This window comes from Shinella sedimenti (assembly GCF_022601905.1).
Lineage (GTDB): Bacteria > Pseudomonadota > Alphaproteobacteria > Rhizobiales > Rhizobiaceae > Shinella > Shinella sedimenti.
Map to the genome: position 1 here is coordinate 130276 of NZ_JAKVIN010000006.1, position 16245 is coordinate 146520.

Genomic DNA, 16245 nt, shown 5'->3' on the forward strand with positions numbered 1-16245 from the left:
CAACGAAAACGAGAGGAGACACCATGTCCACAGGCTTCTTCGGCGATATCGCCAAGATCAAATATGAAGGCCCCGAGAGCACCAACCCGCTCGCCTTCCGCCATTACAATCCCGACGAGATCGTCCTCGGCAAGCGCATGGAAGACCATCTGCGCTTCGCCGTTGCCTATTGGCACACCTTTGTCTGGCCGGGCGGCGACCCCTTCGGCGGCCAGACCTTCGAGCGTCCGTGGTTCGACGACACGATGAAGGCAGCCAAGCTCAAGGCAGACGTAGCCTTTGAATTCTTCCAGCTGCTCGGCGTGCCGTTCTACTGCTTCCACGATGCGGACGTGCGCCCGGAAGGCAAGGACTTCGTGGAAAACACGAAGAACCTCAACGAAATCGTCGACTATTTCGAGAAGAAGCAGGCCGAAACCGGCGTCAAGCTACTGTGGGGCACGGCGAACCTGTTCTCCAACCGCCGCTATATGGGTGGCGCCGCCACCAATCCGGACCCGGATGTCTTCGCGTTCGGCGCCGCCACCGTGAAGACCTGCCTCGATGCCACCCATCGCCTCGGTGGTGACAACTACGTGCTGTGGGGCGGTCGTGAAGGCTATGAGACGCTGCTCAACACCAATATCGGTCAGGAACTCGATCAGCTCGGCCGTTTCGTCAATATGGTCGTGGAGTACAAGCACAAGATCGGTTTCAAGGGCGCGATCCTTATCGAGCCGAAGCCGCAGGAGCCGACCAAGCATCAGTACGACTACGATGTCGCGACGGTCTATGGCTTCCTCAAGAAGTACGGCCTGGAAAAAGAGGTCAAGGTCAATATCGAGCAGGGCCATGCCATCCTTGCCGGCCATTCCTTCGAGCATGAACTGTCGCTCGCCAATGCGCTCGGCATCTTCGGTTCGATCGATATGAACCGCAACGACTATCAGTCCGGCTGGGATACCGACCAGTTCCCCAACAATGTGCCGGAAATGGCGCTGGCCTTCTACCAGGTTCTGGCCGGTGGCGGCTTCACGACAGGCGGCACGAACTTCGACGCGAAGCTGCGGCGCCAATCGATCGATCCGGCGGACCTGCTGATCGGTCACATTGGCGGTATGGATTGCTGCGCGCGTGGCGTGAAGGCTGCGGCGAAGATGATCGAAGACAAGGCGCTGTCGGCACCGCTTTCTGATCGCTACGCCGGATGGCAGACGCCCGAGGCGCAGAAGATTCTCGCCGGCGGGTCATCGCTGGAGGCACTGGAAGCCTATGTAGTCAATGGAAATGTCAATCCGCAGGCGCGTTCCGGCCGTCAGGAGTATCTGGAGAACATCGTCAACCGCTACGTTTGATTGTATTCCACTGGTAATGCGAAGGGCGCCGATGGCGCCCTTTTGCGTTTCAGGATGCCAAAACCATGGGTGTGACGGATCTACTGCCTAACGTTACGTTATGTGTTCGTCCAATATTTTGCAGGTTGTATTCTGTATCGTTTCAGATTTCAGATAACGTTGTAGAATTGATATTTTTCAATTTAAGTGCGAATTTTATCCAAAATAGAGGCTTTGTTTACTATCATTCCCAAGAATTGAAGGGAATCAGGGGTGCTGTGGCCTCAACCTTTGATTGATTTTATGGCGGCCACCAGGACTATTCCGATGACGGCGCAGGATGCCAAGACCAAGCAACTGAATGATCGCCTCGAGTTCGTCGATCTCGACGTAACGCAGCGCGAAGCACTCAGGCGCGCTCTTCCCACGATTTCTGCCTCGCTGGATGGAGCGCTCGACACGTTCTATCGCAAGGCGCGCGCGACGCCGGAGACTGCCCGCTTCTTTTCCAGCGAGGCGCATATCCAGGGCGCAAAGGGACGGCAGATCAAGCATTGGGAACTGATCGGCTCCGCGAAATTCGATGCGCAGTATGTCGATGCGGTCACCACGATCGGCAAGACCCATGCCCGCCTTGGGCTCGAGCCGCGCTGGTACATCGGCGGCTACGCACTGATCCTCGATTCCATTCTTCAAAGCGTCATCTCAAAGCATCTCGAGGGTTTCCTTTTCCGCAAGAAGGCCGCGGCGCTTGGCGAGGAGGTTTCGTCCGTCGTCAAGGCCGCGCTCGTCGACATGGACTACGCGATCTCGGTCTATCTCGAGGCGCTGCAGGAAGAGCGTGACAAGGGCGAGTCCGAACGGCAGGCGCAGAATGCGGAGCAGGAGGAGGCGCTTGCCGCGCTCGACACGTCGCTGAACCGGGTGGCCGGGGGTGATCTGACCGCCTCCATCACCAAGCCGCTCGCGCCGCAGTTCGAGCGGCTGCGCTCCAATTTCAATGCCGCGATCGGCAAGCTCGACGATACGCTGGGCTCCATCGCCGCTGTGGCCGAGGACGCGGCCGGCAATTCCAGCGAACTGGTCGCCGCGACGGACGACATGTCCCGAAGAACCGAGCAGCAGGCGGCGTCGCTGGAAGAAACTGCAGCGGCAGTCGAAGAAATCACCACCATCTCGCGTGAAGCGGCCAATCGCGCCGACGAGGCACGCCGTGTCGTTGGAAGCGCCACCGAGGAGGCGCGGCGCTCCGGCGACGTCGTAGAGCAGGCGGTTTCGGCGATGAGCGCGATCGAGGATTCCTCGCGGCAGATCACCCAGATCATCGGCGTGATCGACCAGATTTCCTTTCAGACCAATCTTCTGGCGCTCAATGCCGGCGTCGAAGCAGCGCGCGCCGGTGAGGCGGGCAAGGGCTTTGCCGTGGTGGCACAGGAGGTTCGTGAACTGGCGCAGAAATCCGCCGCAGCGGCCAAGGAGATCAAGACATTGATCGACAAGTCGTTCGAAGATGTGCTGCTCGGGGTGTCGCTGGTCAACAAGACAGGCGAAGCGCTGCGCCATATCGGTGAGCAGGTTGTGCACATCAACGGTCATATCGATGCGATCGCCAGCTCGGCGCGCGTGCAATCCGCCGGAATTTCCGAAATCAACACAGCGGTCGTCAGCATGGATCAGATGACCCAGAAGAATGCCGGCATGGTTGAGGAAACCAATGCCGCCACGCACAATCTGATGCAGATCAGTACCAACCTGAAGGGTCTGGTCGACAGCTTTACGGTCTCGGCCGGGCGCGCCCGAGTTGCCCCCATTGCCGAATTGAGGCGGTACGGCTGAGATCTACCGCTTCAGGAAACGCCGCGAGGGAGCCGAGACGGAATTGCGCACGATAAGGTCGGGGCGCAGCAGGATTTCCGTTTCGGCCGGCTCGCTGTCTGAGAGCAGTTCGAAGAGCAGCGCCATGGCGCTTTTGCCGATGGCCGTGCGCGGCTGGCGGATCGTGGTCAGCGACGGCGACATGAAACTCGCCTGCGGCACGTCGTCGAAGCCGGTGACGGAAAAGTCTTTCGGTACATCGTAGCCGCGCGCGGCGAGCCCTATCATCACGCCGATGGCCGTCTGGTCGTTCACGCACATGAAGGCGCTCGGCAGGGTGTCACGCATGAAGAGCTGCTCGAGTGCGAGCCGCCCGCTTTCGATGGTACCATCGCCTTCCAGTACGATCCGTTCGCTTTCCGGCACACCGGCCGCATCCAGCCCCGCGTCATAGCCCTGGCGCCGTCGGCTGTAGGCAAGGCGCGTGCGCGAATCGCCGACGAAGGCAATCTTTCGGTGACCTTCGGCGATCAGCAGGTCAATCGCCTTGCGCGCGCCCTCGATATCGTCGACGCCGACATAGGGAATGCCGCCGTTATAGACGGGTTCGAAGACACCGACGCTGGGCGGCAGGCGGGCGGTCATCGTCTGGTGCCCGAAGGGGAGGATGCCAGTGAAGAGGATCAGACCGGCAGCCTGGTTCGAATTCAGGAATTTCAGATATTCCAGCCCACGCTGCGGATCGTTCTGCGTATGGCCGATCAGGATGCCGTAGCCGTGCGCGCGTGCCTCATTTTCAAGGCCGACGAGGATGTTCGAGAAGTTCGGGTCGCCGATGTCGGGCGCCACGACGAGGATCATGTTGGATCGACCAAGTCGCAGGCTGCGCGCCATCGCATTGGTCGTATAGCCGGTGATAGCGATCGCCTGGTTCACCTTCAGCCGCGTCGAGTTGGCCACTTTTTCCGGTGTGTGGATGGCCCGTGACACGGTCGCGATCGAGACTTGCGCGATACGCGCGACATCCTCGATCGTGGCTGGACTGGACATCGACAAACTGGCTCTCACTCGGCGGCGGCGGTTCCAGAAATGTGAAACGATTCTCTATCCGGAACGGCTGGTACAAACGATTTGCGGGACACTACACAGACTGGCCCGATGGTCAAACGACGCTTGATGAAAATTCCTGATGTCCGATGATGTAAACCTTTACATAGATCGTGTAAAGGTTTACATAATGCCCAAGCGGTCGAGGAGTCGCAGGGAGGAAATCGATGAATCCGGACGTTGCCGACGGCGCACCCGTTGTTCTAGCCGCACGCCGTGTCTCCAAATCATTCAATGGCGTGCAGGTGCTTTTCAGCGTCAATTTCGAGCTGCGCGCCGGTGAGATCCATGCGTTGATGGGAGAGAACGGCGCCGGCAAGTCGACGCTCGTCAAGATCCTTTCGGGCTTCGAGCAGCCAACCTCCGGTGAAATTCTTCTCGATGGCCAGCCGACCAAGCTGCCGCCAAACGGTCAGGCCGAGGCGCTGGGCATCGTCATCATCCACCAGGAATTCAATCTGGCGGAGCACCTTACGGTATCCGAGAGCCTTTTCCTCGGTCGCGAGGTCACGCGGTTTGGAGTACTGGATCGCAAGTTCATGCGCGCGGAGACGCGCCGCGTGCTCGATCAGCTCGGCTCGCATGTCGATGAAAACGCTCTGATCAGCTCGCTTTCCATCGCCGACAAGCAGATGGTGGAAATCGCCAAGGCGATCAGCCGCGATGCGCGCATCATTTTCATGGACGAGCCGACGGCCGTTCTCTCACGCGAGGAAACCAATTATCTTTTCCGGCAGGTGCGCAAGCTGCGGGAGCGTGGCACGTCGTTCGTCTTCGTCTCGCACAAGCTGGACGAGGTGATGGAGCTGACCGACCGCGTGACGGTGCTGCGCGATGGCCAATGGGTGAAGACGGCGCCGACCAGCATTCTCGACGGCGAGTCGATCGCCCAGCTGATGGTCGGTCGCGAGCTTTCCAGCCTCTATCCCGCCAAGCAGGAGCCGAGCGTCGACGAGGATGTGATGCTTTCCGTCGCTGGGCTGTCTACACAGTATGTTCAGGACGCCAGCTTCGATGTGCGCAAGGGTGAAATTCTCGGCTTCTCCGGCTTGATCGGGTCAGGGCGCACCGAGCTGATGGAGGCGGTCGCGGGCCTCAGGTCCCGCACTGCGGGAGAGGTGTCCGTACGCGGCACGCCCGTGCCGGCGGGCGATGTGCATGCCGCCAATCGCGTCGGCATTGCCTACATGACGAAGGACCGCAAGCATAAGGGCCTGCTTCTGAACTCCGGTATGACCGCGAACCTTACCCTGCAGTCGCTGGACAGGCACGGCGAGCATGGTTACCTGAGCCCGAAGAGCGAAGCGGCCGCCCTCGAGCGGGCGCGGCGACGCTTCGACATTCGCGTGCGCGACGGTCGCGTCGTCGCCGGCCGCATGTCGGGCGGCAACCAGCAGAAGCTTCTTCTCGCCAAGGTCATGGAAACCGAGCCCGACGTCATCATCATCGACGAGCCGACACGCGGCATCGATGTGGGCACCAAGCAGCAGATCTATCATTTCATTTCCGCGCTCGCGCGCGATGGCAAGTCGATCATCGTCGTCTCCTCGGAGATGCCGGAGATCATCGGGCTGTGCACCCGCGTTGCGGTGATGCGGGAAGGGCGGATCGTCGGCATTCTCGAAGGCGAGGAGATCTCCGAGCAGGAGATCATGCGCTATTCGGCCGGCTTGAAGAAAAAGACCGCTGCCTGAGCCTCGAATGGCGGGCGGCACGACAACAAAACACTCACGTCGGGGACGAACATGACGGCAAGCGAAGACGCGGCAGAAACCAGCGCGAGGGGCCACACCTGGCGAGACATCGATCTGAGAGCGGTCGCGCCCTTTGCGGCGCTGGCACTGCTCCTCATCGTGGGTGCGCTGGTCAATCCGAATTTCATCGGGCTCAACAACCTCGCGAACGTGGCGACACGCAGCGCCTTCATCGCGATCATCGCGGTCGGAGCGACCTTCGTCATCTCATCCGGCGACCTTGATCTTTCGGTCGGATCCATGGTGGCCTTCGTGGCCAGCATCATGATCCTCTTTATGAATTCCGGCGCGATTGCTGATCCGTCGCTGATGCTTGCGGCGGCGGTGGCGCTGACGATCATCATCGGCGCCGGCTGTGGCCTGGCGAACGGCCTGATCACAACGGTCGGCAGGATCGAGCCCTTCATCGCCACGCTCGGCACGATGGGCATCTATCGCGGTCTCACCACATGGCTGTCGCAGGGTGGCGCCATCACGCTGCGCGAACCGGAATTGCAGACGCTCTATCGGCCGGCCTACTTCGGCACCATCCTGGGCGTGCCTGTTCCGATCGTCGTCATCCTGGCGGTGACGATCGTCGCGGCCTTCGTTCTCTACCGCACCCGGTATGGCCGCCATGTAGTCGCTGTCGGCTCCAACAGTGATGTCGCGCGCTATTCCGGCATTCCGGTGAACCGCGTGCGCACCATCGCTTTCGTCATCCAGGGCGTCTGCGTGGCGATTGCGGTGCTGCTTTACGTGCCGCGTCTCGGTTCTACCTCGGCCACCACGGGCATCCTGTGGGAATTGCAGGCCATCACCGCGGTCGTCGTCGGCGGCACGGCGCTGAAGGGCGGGGCAGGGCGCGTCTGGGGCACGATCTGTGGGGCGTTCATTCTCGAGCTGGTCGGCAACATCATGCTGCTCTCCAACTTCATCAGCGAATATCTGATCGGAGCCATTCAGGGCGCGATCATCATCATTGCGATGCTCGTCCAGCGCTCGCTGGTACGCAAGTCGTAAGCCAGGCAATTCCGGCCACAGCACAAGGCGGCCGGGATTGCGGGAGAATAGCCGGGTTCACAGGTCGCCCGGCCACGAAGCAAGACCTGCTTTTGGGAGGAAACTCATGCGCAAGAAACTATTGGGCCTAACGGTCGCCGCGGTTGCCGCCTTTGCCGGCTTCGCCCACGCTCAGGAAGAGAAGAAGGTAACGATCGGCGTCTCGATCCCGGCCGCCAGCCACGGCTGGACGGCTGGCGTGATCTATCATGCCGAACGTGTCGCCAAGCAGCTGATGGCAAGCCATCCGGGCCTCAACGTCGTCGTCAAGACCTCGCCGGACCCGGCAAGCCAGGCCAACGCCGTGCAGGATCTTGCCACCCAGGGCATCGACGCGCTCGTCATTCTGCCGACCGACCCGGATCCGCTGGTCAACGCCGTCAAGGAAATCAAGGGCAACGGCACCTTCGTCGCACTTGTCGACCGTGCACCGAGCGTCAACGACAGCACCGTGCGCGACCTCTATGTCGCCGGCAACAATTTCGCGCTCGGCGAAGTGGCCGGTCAGTACATCAAGGACACCACGCCGGAAGCTGAAGTCGTCGTCATCCGCGGCATGCCGATCCCGATCGACCAGGAACGCCAGAACGGCTTCGACAAGGGTATCGAAGGCTCGGGCGTCAAGGTTCTCGACCGCCAGTACGGCAACTGGAACCGCGACGATGCCTTCAAGGTCATGCAGGACTACCTGACCAAGTACCAGAAGATCGATGTCGTATGGTGCCAGGACGACGACATGGCTGTCGGCGTACTCCAGGCCATCGAGCAGGCTGGCCGCACGGACATCCAGTATGTCGTCGCGGGCGCCGGTTCGAAGGACATGATCAAAAAGGTCATGGACGGCGACAAGATGATCCCCGTCGACGTACTCTATCCGCCGGCAATGGTCGGTACCGCCCTTGAAATGGCGGCTGCCCACTTCTACGGCCAGGTCCCGGTCCGCGGCGTCTATACGATCGATGCCACGCTGGTGACGAAGGACAACGCGAAGGATTTCTACTTCCCGGATTCCCCGTTCTGATCCAATGCTGATGCGCCGCCCGGGACATTGCGCTCCGGGCGGCTTTTCTTTGGCGGGCCTATCGATTTTCGCATTGCCCGCGCCGTCGAAGGTCGATAGTTTTCAAGAATCTGCGGTACGTACCGCAAGAACATCTTCAACCGGTCGCGAGGAGCGTCCGGCTGCATGGGAGGAAGCCGAATATGAAGACGATCAAGGGTCCGGCCCTGTTTCTCGCACAGTTCGCCGGAGATGCTGCACCTTTCAATTCCTGGGACAGCATCACCAAATGGGCTGCCGATATCGGCTACAAGGGCGTGCAGGTTCCCAGCTGGGACGGGCGGCTAATCGATCTGAAGAAGGCGGCGGAATCCAAGACCTATTGCGACGAATTTGCCGGCAAGGCGCGTGAGAACGGCGTCGAGGTAACGGAACTTTCCACCCATCTGCAGGGCCAGCTCGTTGCCGTTCACCCCGCCTATGACGAAGCCTTCGACGGCTTTGCGGCACCCGAGGTGCGCGGCAATCCGAAGGCGCGGCAGGCCTGGGCTGTCGAGCAGGTAAAGATGGCGCTGACAGCATCGCGCAATCTCGGCCTGGATGCCATGGCGAGCTTTTCCGGCGCGCTGGCGTGGCCGTTCGTCTACCCCTGGCCGCAGCGTCCGGCCGGTCTGGTGGAGACCGCTTTCGACGAGCTCGCAAAGCGCTGGAAGCCGCTGCTCGACCACGCGGACGAGAACGGCGTGGATGTCTGCTATGAAATCCACCCTGGCGAAGACCTGCACGATGGCATCACCTACGAGATGTTCCTGGAGCGCACCGGCAACCATGCCCGCGCCTGCATGCTCTACGATCCTTCGCACTACGTGTTGCAGTGCCTCGACTATCTCGACAATATCGACATCTACAAGGACCGCATCCGCATGTTCCATGTGAAGGATGCGGAGTTCAATCCAACAGGCCGGCAGGGCGTGTATGGCGGCTACCAGGGCTGGGTCAACCGCGCCGGTCGGTTCCGCTCCCTGGGGGACGGCCAGGTCGATTTCGGAGCCGTCTTCTCCAAGATGGCGGCCAATGATTTCGCCGGCTGGGCCGTGGTCGAGTGGGAATGCGCGCTGAAGCATCCCGAGGATGGAGCCCGCGAGGGCGCGGAGTTCGTCAAGGCGCATATCATCCGCGTCACGGACAAGGCCTTCGACGACTTTGCCGACGGCGGCACCGACGAGGCGGCCAACCGGCGCATGTTGGGCCTTTAAAGGCGACCCTTCCTGCGAGCGTGGTGAGGCAACATATCTCCTTCGCCCCGCTTGCTGGAAATAGGTGGCGAGCGGGCCGCCCGAGAGAAACGTAAGGAGGAACACAGGATGGCAATCGAAGGAAGCGCGAACGAAACGCGCGAACGCCGTATCCGGCTCGGCATGGTCGGCGGCGGTTCCGGCGCCTTTATCGGCGCGGTGCACCGCATGGCTGCCCGGCTCGACGATCACTATGAACTCGTTGCCGGCGCGCTGTCGTCCTCGCCGGAAAAGGCCGAACAGTCGGCGCGCGAACTGGGCCTTGACCCCTCGCGCAGCTATGGCAGCTTCAAGGAAATGGCGATCCGCGAGGCCAAGCTCAAGAACGGTATCGAGGCTGTGGCAATCGTCACGCCGAACCATGTGCACTACGAGGCTGCCAAAGAATTCCTCAAGCGCGGCATCCATGTCATCTGCGACAAGCCATTGACCTCCACGCTCGGCGATGCGCGGAAGCTCAAGAAGCTGGCGGATGAAAGCGACGCTCTGTTCGTTCTGACACACAACTACACCGGCTATCCGATGGTGCGGCAGGCCCGCGAGATGATCGCGAACGGCGATCTCGGCACCATTCGCCTCGTGCAGATGGAATATCCCCAGGACTGGCTGACCGAGGACATCGAATCGAGCGGCCAGAAGCAGGCGGCGTGGCGCACGGACCCTTCGAAATCAGGTGCCGGCGGCTCGACGGGCGACATCGGCACCCATGCCTATAATCTCGGCTGCTTCGTCTCGGGCCTTGAGCTTGAAGAACTCTCGGCCGATCTGGACAGTTTCGTGCCGGGCCGCAAGCTCGACGACAACGCCCATGTCATGATGCGCTTCAAGGAAAAGGACGGTGCGCGCGCCAAGGGCATGCTGTGGTGCAGTCAGGTCGCGCCCGGTCATGAGAACGGCCTGAAGGTCCGGGTCTATGGCACGAAGGGCGGACTGGAATGGGTGCAGGCCGATCCGAACTACCTCTGGTACACGCCGTTCGGCGAGCCGAAGCGCCTGATCACCCGCAATGGTGCCGGTGCCGGTGCCGCCGCCGGTCGCGTCAGTCGCATCCCGTCCGGTCATCCGGAAGGTTACCTTGAGGGCTTTGCGAACATCTATTCGGAAGCCGCACGCGCGATCTACGCCAAGCGTAATGGTGCGGCCGTTGATGCGGCCGTTGTCTATCCGACGGTGGATGACGGGCTGAAGGGCATGCTCTTTGTGGATGCCTGCGTGCAGTCTTCGAAGAAGAACGGTGCCTGGGTCAAGGTCTAACGGTTCAAGTTAAGCAGCCGCTGCATCCTCGCAGCGGCTGCTATTGCTTTACGAGAACATGCTTCCGAGGCGCAGCACCAACTTCTTGTCGAACATCTGGCTGTGATCGAACATCCAGTTGATGGCGTCCTTGGTGGACCAAGCCTTTTTATAGGGTCTGGCGCTGGTCAATGCCTCGAACACGTCGCACACGGTTGCCAGCCGGACTTCGGCGCGAATCTTCTGCCCAGAAAGCCCGAGCGGGTAGCCGCTGCCATCGAGGGCTTCGTGGTGAAACCGGCATATATCCAGCACGATATCTGAAACATTGGCCTGCTGCCTGAGCATGCGATAGCCGAGTTCGGGATGATTGCGGATCATCTGCCTTTCATTGGCATCAAGGCGATCGGTCTTGTTGAGCACCGCGTTGGGGATCATCAGCTTACCAACGTCGTGGAGCAGGCCTGCAACGCCAAGTTCGCGGATTGCCTCGTCTTCGTAGCCGAGCGACCGGGCGAGCTGCATCATCAGGGCACTGACCGCTAATGAATGCACATAGGTTCCTTCATCCTTGGTCTTCAGGCGTGTGACTTCGAGAAAGACATCCGGCGCTGCCTCGATACGCTCTGAAAGTTCACCGGCAACAGGGCCGAGCGAATCGATTTCAAACGTGCCGGACTGCACTGCCGTGAAACTGTCTCGCAAGGACTGTGTTGCGGCGGATACCGCCTCGACTGTCCGTTGCTGCTCTTCTTCCCTTCTCTGGGGCGCCCCGTCCATCAAGGCTCTCACGTCGATCGTGCTTTGTTGCTGGTTGACCAAGGCGTGGGTGGCAGATGTTGCCAAAATGGCGCGCACCGCTTCTTCGGATTGAATAAGAAAGCGTCTGGCCTGAAATTCAGTGACCGGGCATTCCACCGTTTCGATGAACATACCCTTTCGCACGAGATGCTTCGGAATTCTGAGTACCACGCCCTTATCCCCGCAGAACCTGACAGAGCTTATCCCGAGAAGCCTAATTACTGATTAAGCGTCATCTGATTTACATATGAATGGAAGATAGCTAGGGAGGCTATCGCGACAGAGAAAGCGATTGATTTTTCCGACTGTCACTTTTACTGCAACGTTGCAGTAATTTCGATGACTTTGAAAGGCCCCTGATGACCGATCCCAGGATTTTCGCCGAACGTTTCCCCGGCGATTTCGTATTCGGCGTGGCGACGGCGGCGTTCCAGATCGAGGGCGCGACCAAGGCGGATGGCCGGAAAGCGTCGATATGGGATGCCTTCTCCAACATGCCGGGACGGGTCTACGGGCGCCACAACGGCGATATCGCATGCGATCACTACAACCGGCTGGAACAGGATCTCGACCTGATCAAGGACCTCGGCGTAGAGGCCTATCGCTTCTCCATTGCATGGCCTCGGATCATCCCGGAGGGAACGGGCCCGGTAAACGAGAAGGGTTTGGATTTCTACGACCGCCTTGTCGATGGCTTGAAGGCACGCGGCATCAAGGCGTTCGCGACGCTTTACCATTGGGACCTGCCGCTCATGCTGGCCGGCGATGGTGGCTGGACGGCACGCCAGACGGCCTATGCTTTCCAGCGTTACGCCAAGACCGCGATCGCGCGCCTCGGCGACCGGCTCGATGCCGTGGCGACCTTCAACGAGCCGTGGTGTTCGGTGTGGCTCAGCCATCTCTATGGCATCCATGCGCCCGGCGAGCGCAACATCGACGCCGCGCTGCATGCGCTGCACTTCACAAACCTTGCCCATGGCCTTGGCGTTTCGGCCATTCGCTCCGAACGGCCCAATCTGCCGGTCGGGCTCGTCCTGAACGCGCACAGCATCTATCCGGGCAGCGACAGCGCCGAAGACGAAGCGACCGCGGACCGTGCCTTCGATTTCCACAACGGCGTTTTCTTCGGGCCTGTCTTCAAGGGGACGTATCCCGAGCGCTTTCTTTCGGCCCTCGGGCACCGCATGCCGAAGATCGAGGCCGGCGACATGGAGACGATTGCCCAGCCGCTCGACTGGTGGGGTCTCAACTACTACACGCCGATGCGCGTCTCGTATGATCCGTCCGAGACGGCGATCTTTCCGGCGACCATCGACGCGCCGACGGTGGCCGACACCAGAACGGATATCGGCTGGGAGGTTTACGCGCCGGCACTCGGCGACCTCATCCGCAAGCTCAATGCCGTATACACTCTACCGGATTGCTATATCACGGAGAACGGCGCCTGCGACAACACTGAGGTTGCGAATGGGGAGGTGAACGACCGCATGCGGCTCGACTACATCGTCGACCATCTCGGCGTCACCGCGGACCTGATTGGAGAAGGCTACCCGGTGCGCGGCTATTTCGCCTGGAGCCTGATGGACAATTTCGAATGGGCGGAAGGCTACCGCATGCGGTTCGGCATCGTTCATGTCGACTACGAAACGCAGGTGCGCACGGTGAAGAAGAGCGGCCACTGGTACGGTGCGCTGGCCGGGCATTTCCCGAAGGGCAATCATCGCGCCGGCTGATCCCGGCGCCAGGGTCACTTGCCGAGATGGCGCTCGCCGCGCTGCCTGGCAAGGTCCATCTGCTTCTGCCGCTGTCTGAAGCGGAGGCGATCGTCCTCGCTGCGCGTGTCGTGGCAATGCGGACAGGACACGCCGGCTTCATAGAGCGGTGAGGCGATATCGTCCGGCGTGAGCGGATGACGGCATGCACGGCAAAGCCGGTGCTCACCTTCTTCGAGGCCGTGCATCACGGAGACGCGTTCATCGAAGACGAAACAGGCGCCCTCCCACAGGCTTTCCTCCTGCGGGATCTCCTCGAGATATTTCAGGATGCCGCCCTTGAGGTGATAGACCTCATCGAAACCCTGCTCCTTCATGAAGGCCGTTGCCTTCTCGCAGCGGATGCCGCCTGTGCAATACATGGCGATCTTCGGCTTGTTGTGCAGGCCGGTGTTTTCGCGCACCCAATCGGGGAATTCGCGGAAGGTCTTGGTGTTGGGATCGACCGCGCCCTTGAACATGCCGATGGCGGTCTCGTAGTCGTTGCGCGTGTCGATGACGATAGTATCGGGATCGGAGATGAGCGCATTCCAGTCCGCCGGCGCGACATAGGTGCCGACGGAACGGGTGGGGTCGATGTCCTCGACGCCCATGGTCACGATCTCCTTCTTGAGGCGCACCTTCATGCGCAGGAAGGGCATGTCGGCCGCATGGCTTTCCTTGTGCTCCAGGCCTGCGAATTCCGGCTGGCTGCGCAGGAAGGCAAGCACTGTGCGGATGCCGGCCGCCCGGCCGGCGATGGTGCCGTTGATACCCTCATGGGCGAGCAGCAGTGTGCCGCGCACGCCGTTCTCCTCGCAGAGTGCCTGCAAGGGTGCGCGCAGCTCCGCAAAGCGCGGAACAGAGACGAAATGATACAGCGCGGCCACCAGGAAGCCGCTTTCTTCAGTCGGTGAAGCAATCTCGTTTGTCATGGTCGCCACATACAGCTTCGCCGCATTTCCCGCAATGCGGCGTGACGTAGCGGTTCAGGTCAGCTGGCGGAGACTGGCGCCGTTGCTGATGCCGAGCGCCATAGACTGGTTGGAATACTTGCTTTCGCCGGTCACTTCGCGGCCGACCCAATCTGGGAGCTCCGGCTCGTCGAGACGAGAGGCAAGCTCCACTTCCGCGATGACGAGACCGCGATGGACGCCTTCGTAGACATCGATCTCCCAGACATGGCCCTTGTGGGGCACCCGGTAGCGCACCTTCTCGATCACCTTGCCGATCGCATGGCGCAGCATGTCCTCGGCTTCATCGCGATCGACGTCGAATTCGTATTCGTCGCGCACAAGGACGGCATGACCGATCTTCAGGGTGATGCGTGCGCGACCGTCGCCATAGATGCGTACCCGGAGCGAGCGGTCATCCTGCGCGACGATATAGGCTTGTCTTATGGCGATGCCTTCATCCGCGAAGGCGCGCCACCGCTGGCTCGACACCAGGAACTTCCGCTCGATCTCTTTTGCCATAGGCACGCTTTCGCTGTTGGAGACACGTCAGGAGCGGGCAAACACTACACCATGCAGGTGTCATGACAAGTCCAAGAATCGCGCTTAAGGCTCGACACGTGGTCGCAGACGCGATATGCCCGATTTCAATTCAATCGTTTTAAAAGGTGGTGTCATGAGCGATAAGAATGCCAAGTTGCTTTCGGTCCTGAAGCTCCAGCCGGTCGTGCCGGTTCTTATCATCGAAGACGTCAAGACGGCCGTTCCTCTGGCACGCGCACTCGTCGCCGGCGGGCTAAAGGCAATCGAGATCACGCTGCGCACGCCCGCCGCCCTGGAAGCGATCCGCGCCGTCGCCAACGAGGTTGAAGGTGCCGTCGCCGGTGCGGGCACAGTTCTCAATGCCGCTCAGTTCGAGGCGGCGGTCGAGGCCGGTTCGCAGTTCATCGTCAGCCCCGGCACGACCCAGGAGCTGATCGACGCGGCCGCTGATTCCGAAATTCCGCTCCTGCCAGGTGCAGCGACCGCAAGCGAGGTCATGGGTCTTCGTGAGGAAGGCTATGAAGTGCTGAAATTCTTCCCGGCCGAACAGGCCGGCGGCGCCGCCTATCTGAAATCGCTGTCTTCACCGCTCGCCGGTACGCTGTTCTGCCCGACGGGCGGCATCTCGCTTGCCAATGCCCGCGACTATCTTTCGCTGCCGAACGTCGTGTGCGTTGGCGGTTCGTGGGTCGCGCCGAAGGATCTCGTCGCAAAGGGCGACTGGGCAGGCATCGAGAAACTGGCTGCCGAAGCGGCTGCTCTGAAGGGCTGATTGCGGCTTATAGAATTTGCAAACGGGCGGCCCTGGCCGCCCGTTATGCGTTTGTAATCGTCAAAGGTCATTCCTATCTTGCCTGATAGACGGCAGGAACAACGGAGACCGCCCCATGTTTGACGCGAAGAAGTTGCTTGATCAGTTCCTCGGTTCGCAGGTGCCCGGCGCCGGTGGAAGCGTTCGGGACCGTGCAGGTCAGGTCACGCAACTTGCCAAGGACAATCCGCTCGCCAGCATCGCCATCGCCGGTGTCCTGCTGGGCACGGACAGCGGCCGTAAGGTGGCCGGTTCCGCTTTGAAGATCGGCGGCCTCGCTGCCATTGCCGGCCTCGGTTACCAGGCCTACAAGAACTACCGCGACGGACAGAACCCCGCTGAAACCCCGCAGGGTGGTACGCCTGAACTTCTGCCGCCGCCGTCCGATTCCGGCTTCCATCCGCAGGCGGTGAGCAGCGACTTCGCGCTCATCCTCGTGCGTGCCATGATTGCGGCCGCCCGCGCGGACGGCCATATCGACGATGCCGAGCGTGCCCGTATCATCGACAAGCTGAAGGTGTCGGGTCTTGGTGACGATGCCGCGACGTTCCTCGAAACGGAACTTGCCAACCCGGTCGATATCGACTCGATCGTCGCGGCCGCGCAGACGGAAGAACAGCGCGTCGAGCTTTATACAGCCTCGCGGATAGCCATAGAGCCGAAGTCGCGCGCCGAGCGCGGTTATCTCGATTTGCTCGCCGGCCGTCTCGGCTTGGCGGATGGGCTGGTCGACCATATCGAAGCGACGGTTTCGGCCGCCACCGTTTGATTAACGAGGGGGGCGGCGGAACGCCGCTCCCTGCTTTGCGCATTGCGCGGAACCGCCCG

Annotated in this window: 14 protein-coding genes; 10 read left to right on the forward strand and 4 right to left on the reverse strand. The window is 61.0% G+C overall.

Features of this window, described 5'->3' with window-relative positions:
- The first annotated feature begins 23 nt into the window (after positions 1 to 23).
- Together xylA and MKI86_RS14950 are read left to right on the forward strand one after the other, a co-directional pair.
- Positions 24 to 1334 (forward strand): xylose isomerase, encoded by a 1311-nt coding sequence (xylA, locus tag MKI86_RS14945; RefSeq protein WP_241601781.1) that lies wholly within the window; start codon positions 24 to 26, stop codon positions 1332 to 1334.
- Positions 1335 to 1640: 306 nt separating this feature from the next.
- On the forward strand, positions 1641 to 3149 hold the full coding sequence (locus MKI86_RS14950) for a globin-coupled sensor protein (protein WP_241601782.1): 1509 nt from the start codon (positions 1641 to 1643) through the stop codon (positions 3147 to 3149).
- 3 nt (positions 3150 to 3152) lie between these two features.
- Here the strand turns inward: MKI86_RS14950 and MKI86_RS14955 are convergent, their stop codons facing one another.
- Positions 3153 to 4184, reverse strand: a complete 1032-nt coding sequence (locus MKI86_RS14955) for a LacI family DNA-binding transcriptional regulator (RefSeq protein WP_241601784.1) — start codon at positions 4182 to 4184, stop codon at positions 3153 to 3155.
- A 218-nt stretch (positions 4185 to 4402) separates the two neighbouring features.
- Between MKI86_RS14955 and MKI86_RS14960 the strand changes: the two genes are divergently transcribed.
- From MKI86_RS14960 to MKI86_RS14980, 5 genes are all read left to right on the forward strand, one after another.
- A complete protein-coding gene (locus MKI86_RS14960; protein WP_241601786.1) occupies positions 4403 to 5929 on the forward strand; it encodes a sugar ABC transporter ATP-binding protein in 1527 nt (508 codons plus the stop codon).
- 51 nt (positions 5930 to 5980) lie between these two features.
- Positions 5981 to 6991, forward strand: coding sequence for an ABC transporter permease (locus MKI86_RS14965; protein WP_241601788.1), 1011 nt, complete (start codon positions 5981 to 5983; stop codon positions 6989 to 6991).
- A gap of 106 nt (positions 6992 to 7097) precedes the next feature.
- Positions 7098 to 8051: a substrate-binding domain-containing protein gene (locus MKI86_RS14970; protein ID WP_241601791.1), complete on the forward strand. Its 954-nt coding sequence runs from the start codon at positions 7098 to 7100 to the stop codon at positions 8049 to 8051.
- A 182-nt stretch (positions 8052 to 8233) separates the two neighbouring features.
- Entirely contained in the window at positions 8234 to 9286 is a 1053-nt protein-coding gene (locus tag MKI86_RS14975) for a sugar phosphate isomerase/epimerase family protein (RefSeq protein WP_241601793.1), read from the forward strand.
- 108 nt (positions 9287 to 9394) lie between these two features.
- The gene (locus MKI86_RS14980; protein WP_241601795.1) at positions 9395 to 10579 is read left to right on the forward strand and encodes a Gfo/Idh/MocA family protein; all 1185 of its coding nucleotides are present in this window, start codon (positions 9395 to 9397) and stop codon (positions 10577 to 10579) included.
- 48 nt (positions 10580 to 10627) lie between these two features.
- Here MKI86_RS14980 and MKI86_RS14985 read toward each other — a convergent pair whose 3' ends face one another.
- The gene (locus MKI86_RS14985; RefSeq protein WP_241601797.1) at positions 10628 to 11491 is read right to left on the reverse strand and encodes an HD-GYP domain-containing protein; all 864 of its coding nucleotides are present in this window, start codon (positions 11489 to 11491) and stop codon (positions 10628 to 10630) included.
- Between the two features lie 227 nt (positions 11492 to 11718).
- Between MKI86_RS14985 and MKI86_RS14990 the strand changes: the two genes are divergently transcribed.
- Positions 11719 to 13092 carry a GH1 family beta-glucosidase gene (locus MKI86_RS14990; RefSeq protein ID WP_241601799.1) on the forward strand — a complete coding sequence of 458 codons (1374 nt, stop codon included), beginning with the start codon at positions 11719 to 11721 and terminating at the stop codon, positions 13090 to 13092.
- 14 nt (positions 13093 to 13106) lie between these two features.
- Here MKI86_RS14990 and trhO read toward each other — a convergent pair whose 3' ends face one another.
- Together trhO and MKI86_RS15000 are read right to left on the reverse strand one after the other, a co-directional pair.
- Positions 13107 to 14045 carry an oxygen-dependent tRNA uridine(34) hydroxylase TrhO gene (gene trhO, locus MKI86_RS14995; RefSeq protein WP_241601800.1) on the reverse strand — a complete coding sequence of 313 codons (939 nt, stop codon included), beginning with the start codon at positions 14043 to 14045 and terminating at the stop codon, positions 13107 to 13109.
- Positions 14046 to 14099: 54 nt separating this feature from the next.
- The gene (locus MKI86_RS15000) at positions 14100 to 14585 is read right to left on the reverse strand and encodes a CYTH domain-containing protein (RefSeq protein ID WP_241601802.1); all 486 of its coding nucleotides are present in this window, start codon (positions 14583 to 14585) and stop codon (positions 14100 to 14102) included.
- A gap of 154 nt (positions 14586 to 14739) precedes the next feature.
- Between MKI86_RS15000 and MKI86_RS15005 the strand changes: the two genes are divergently transcribed.
- Together MKI86_RS15005 and MKI86_RS15010 are read left to right on the forward strand one after the other, a co-directional pair.
- Positions 14740 to 15378 carry a 2-dehydro-3-deoxy-phosphogluconate aldolase gene (locus tag MKI86_RS15005; protein WP_241601804.1) on the forward strand — a complete coding sequence of 213 codons (639 nt, stop codon included), beginning with the start codon at positions 14740 to 14742 and terminating at the stop codon, positions 15376 to 15378.
- A gap of 115 nt (positions 15379 to 15493) precedes the next feature.
- Positions 15494 to 16186 carry a tellurite resistance TerB family protein gene (locus tag MKI86_RS15010; RefSeq protein ID WP_241601806.1) on the forward strand — a complete coding sequence of 231 codons (693 nt, stop codon included), beginning with the start codon at positions 15494 to 15496 and terminating at the stop codon, positions 16184 to 16186.
- Positions 16187 to 16245 lie beyond the last annotated feature (59 nt).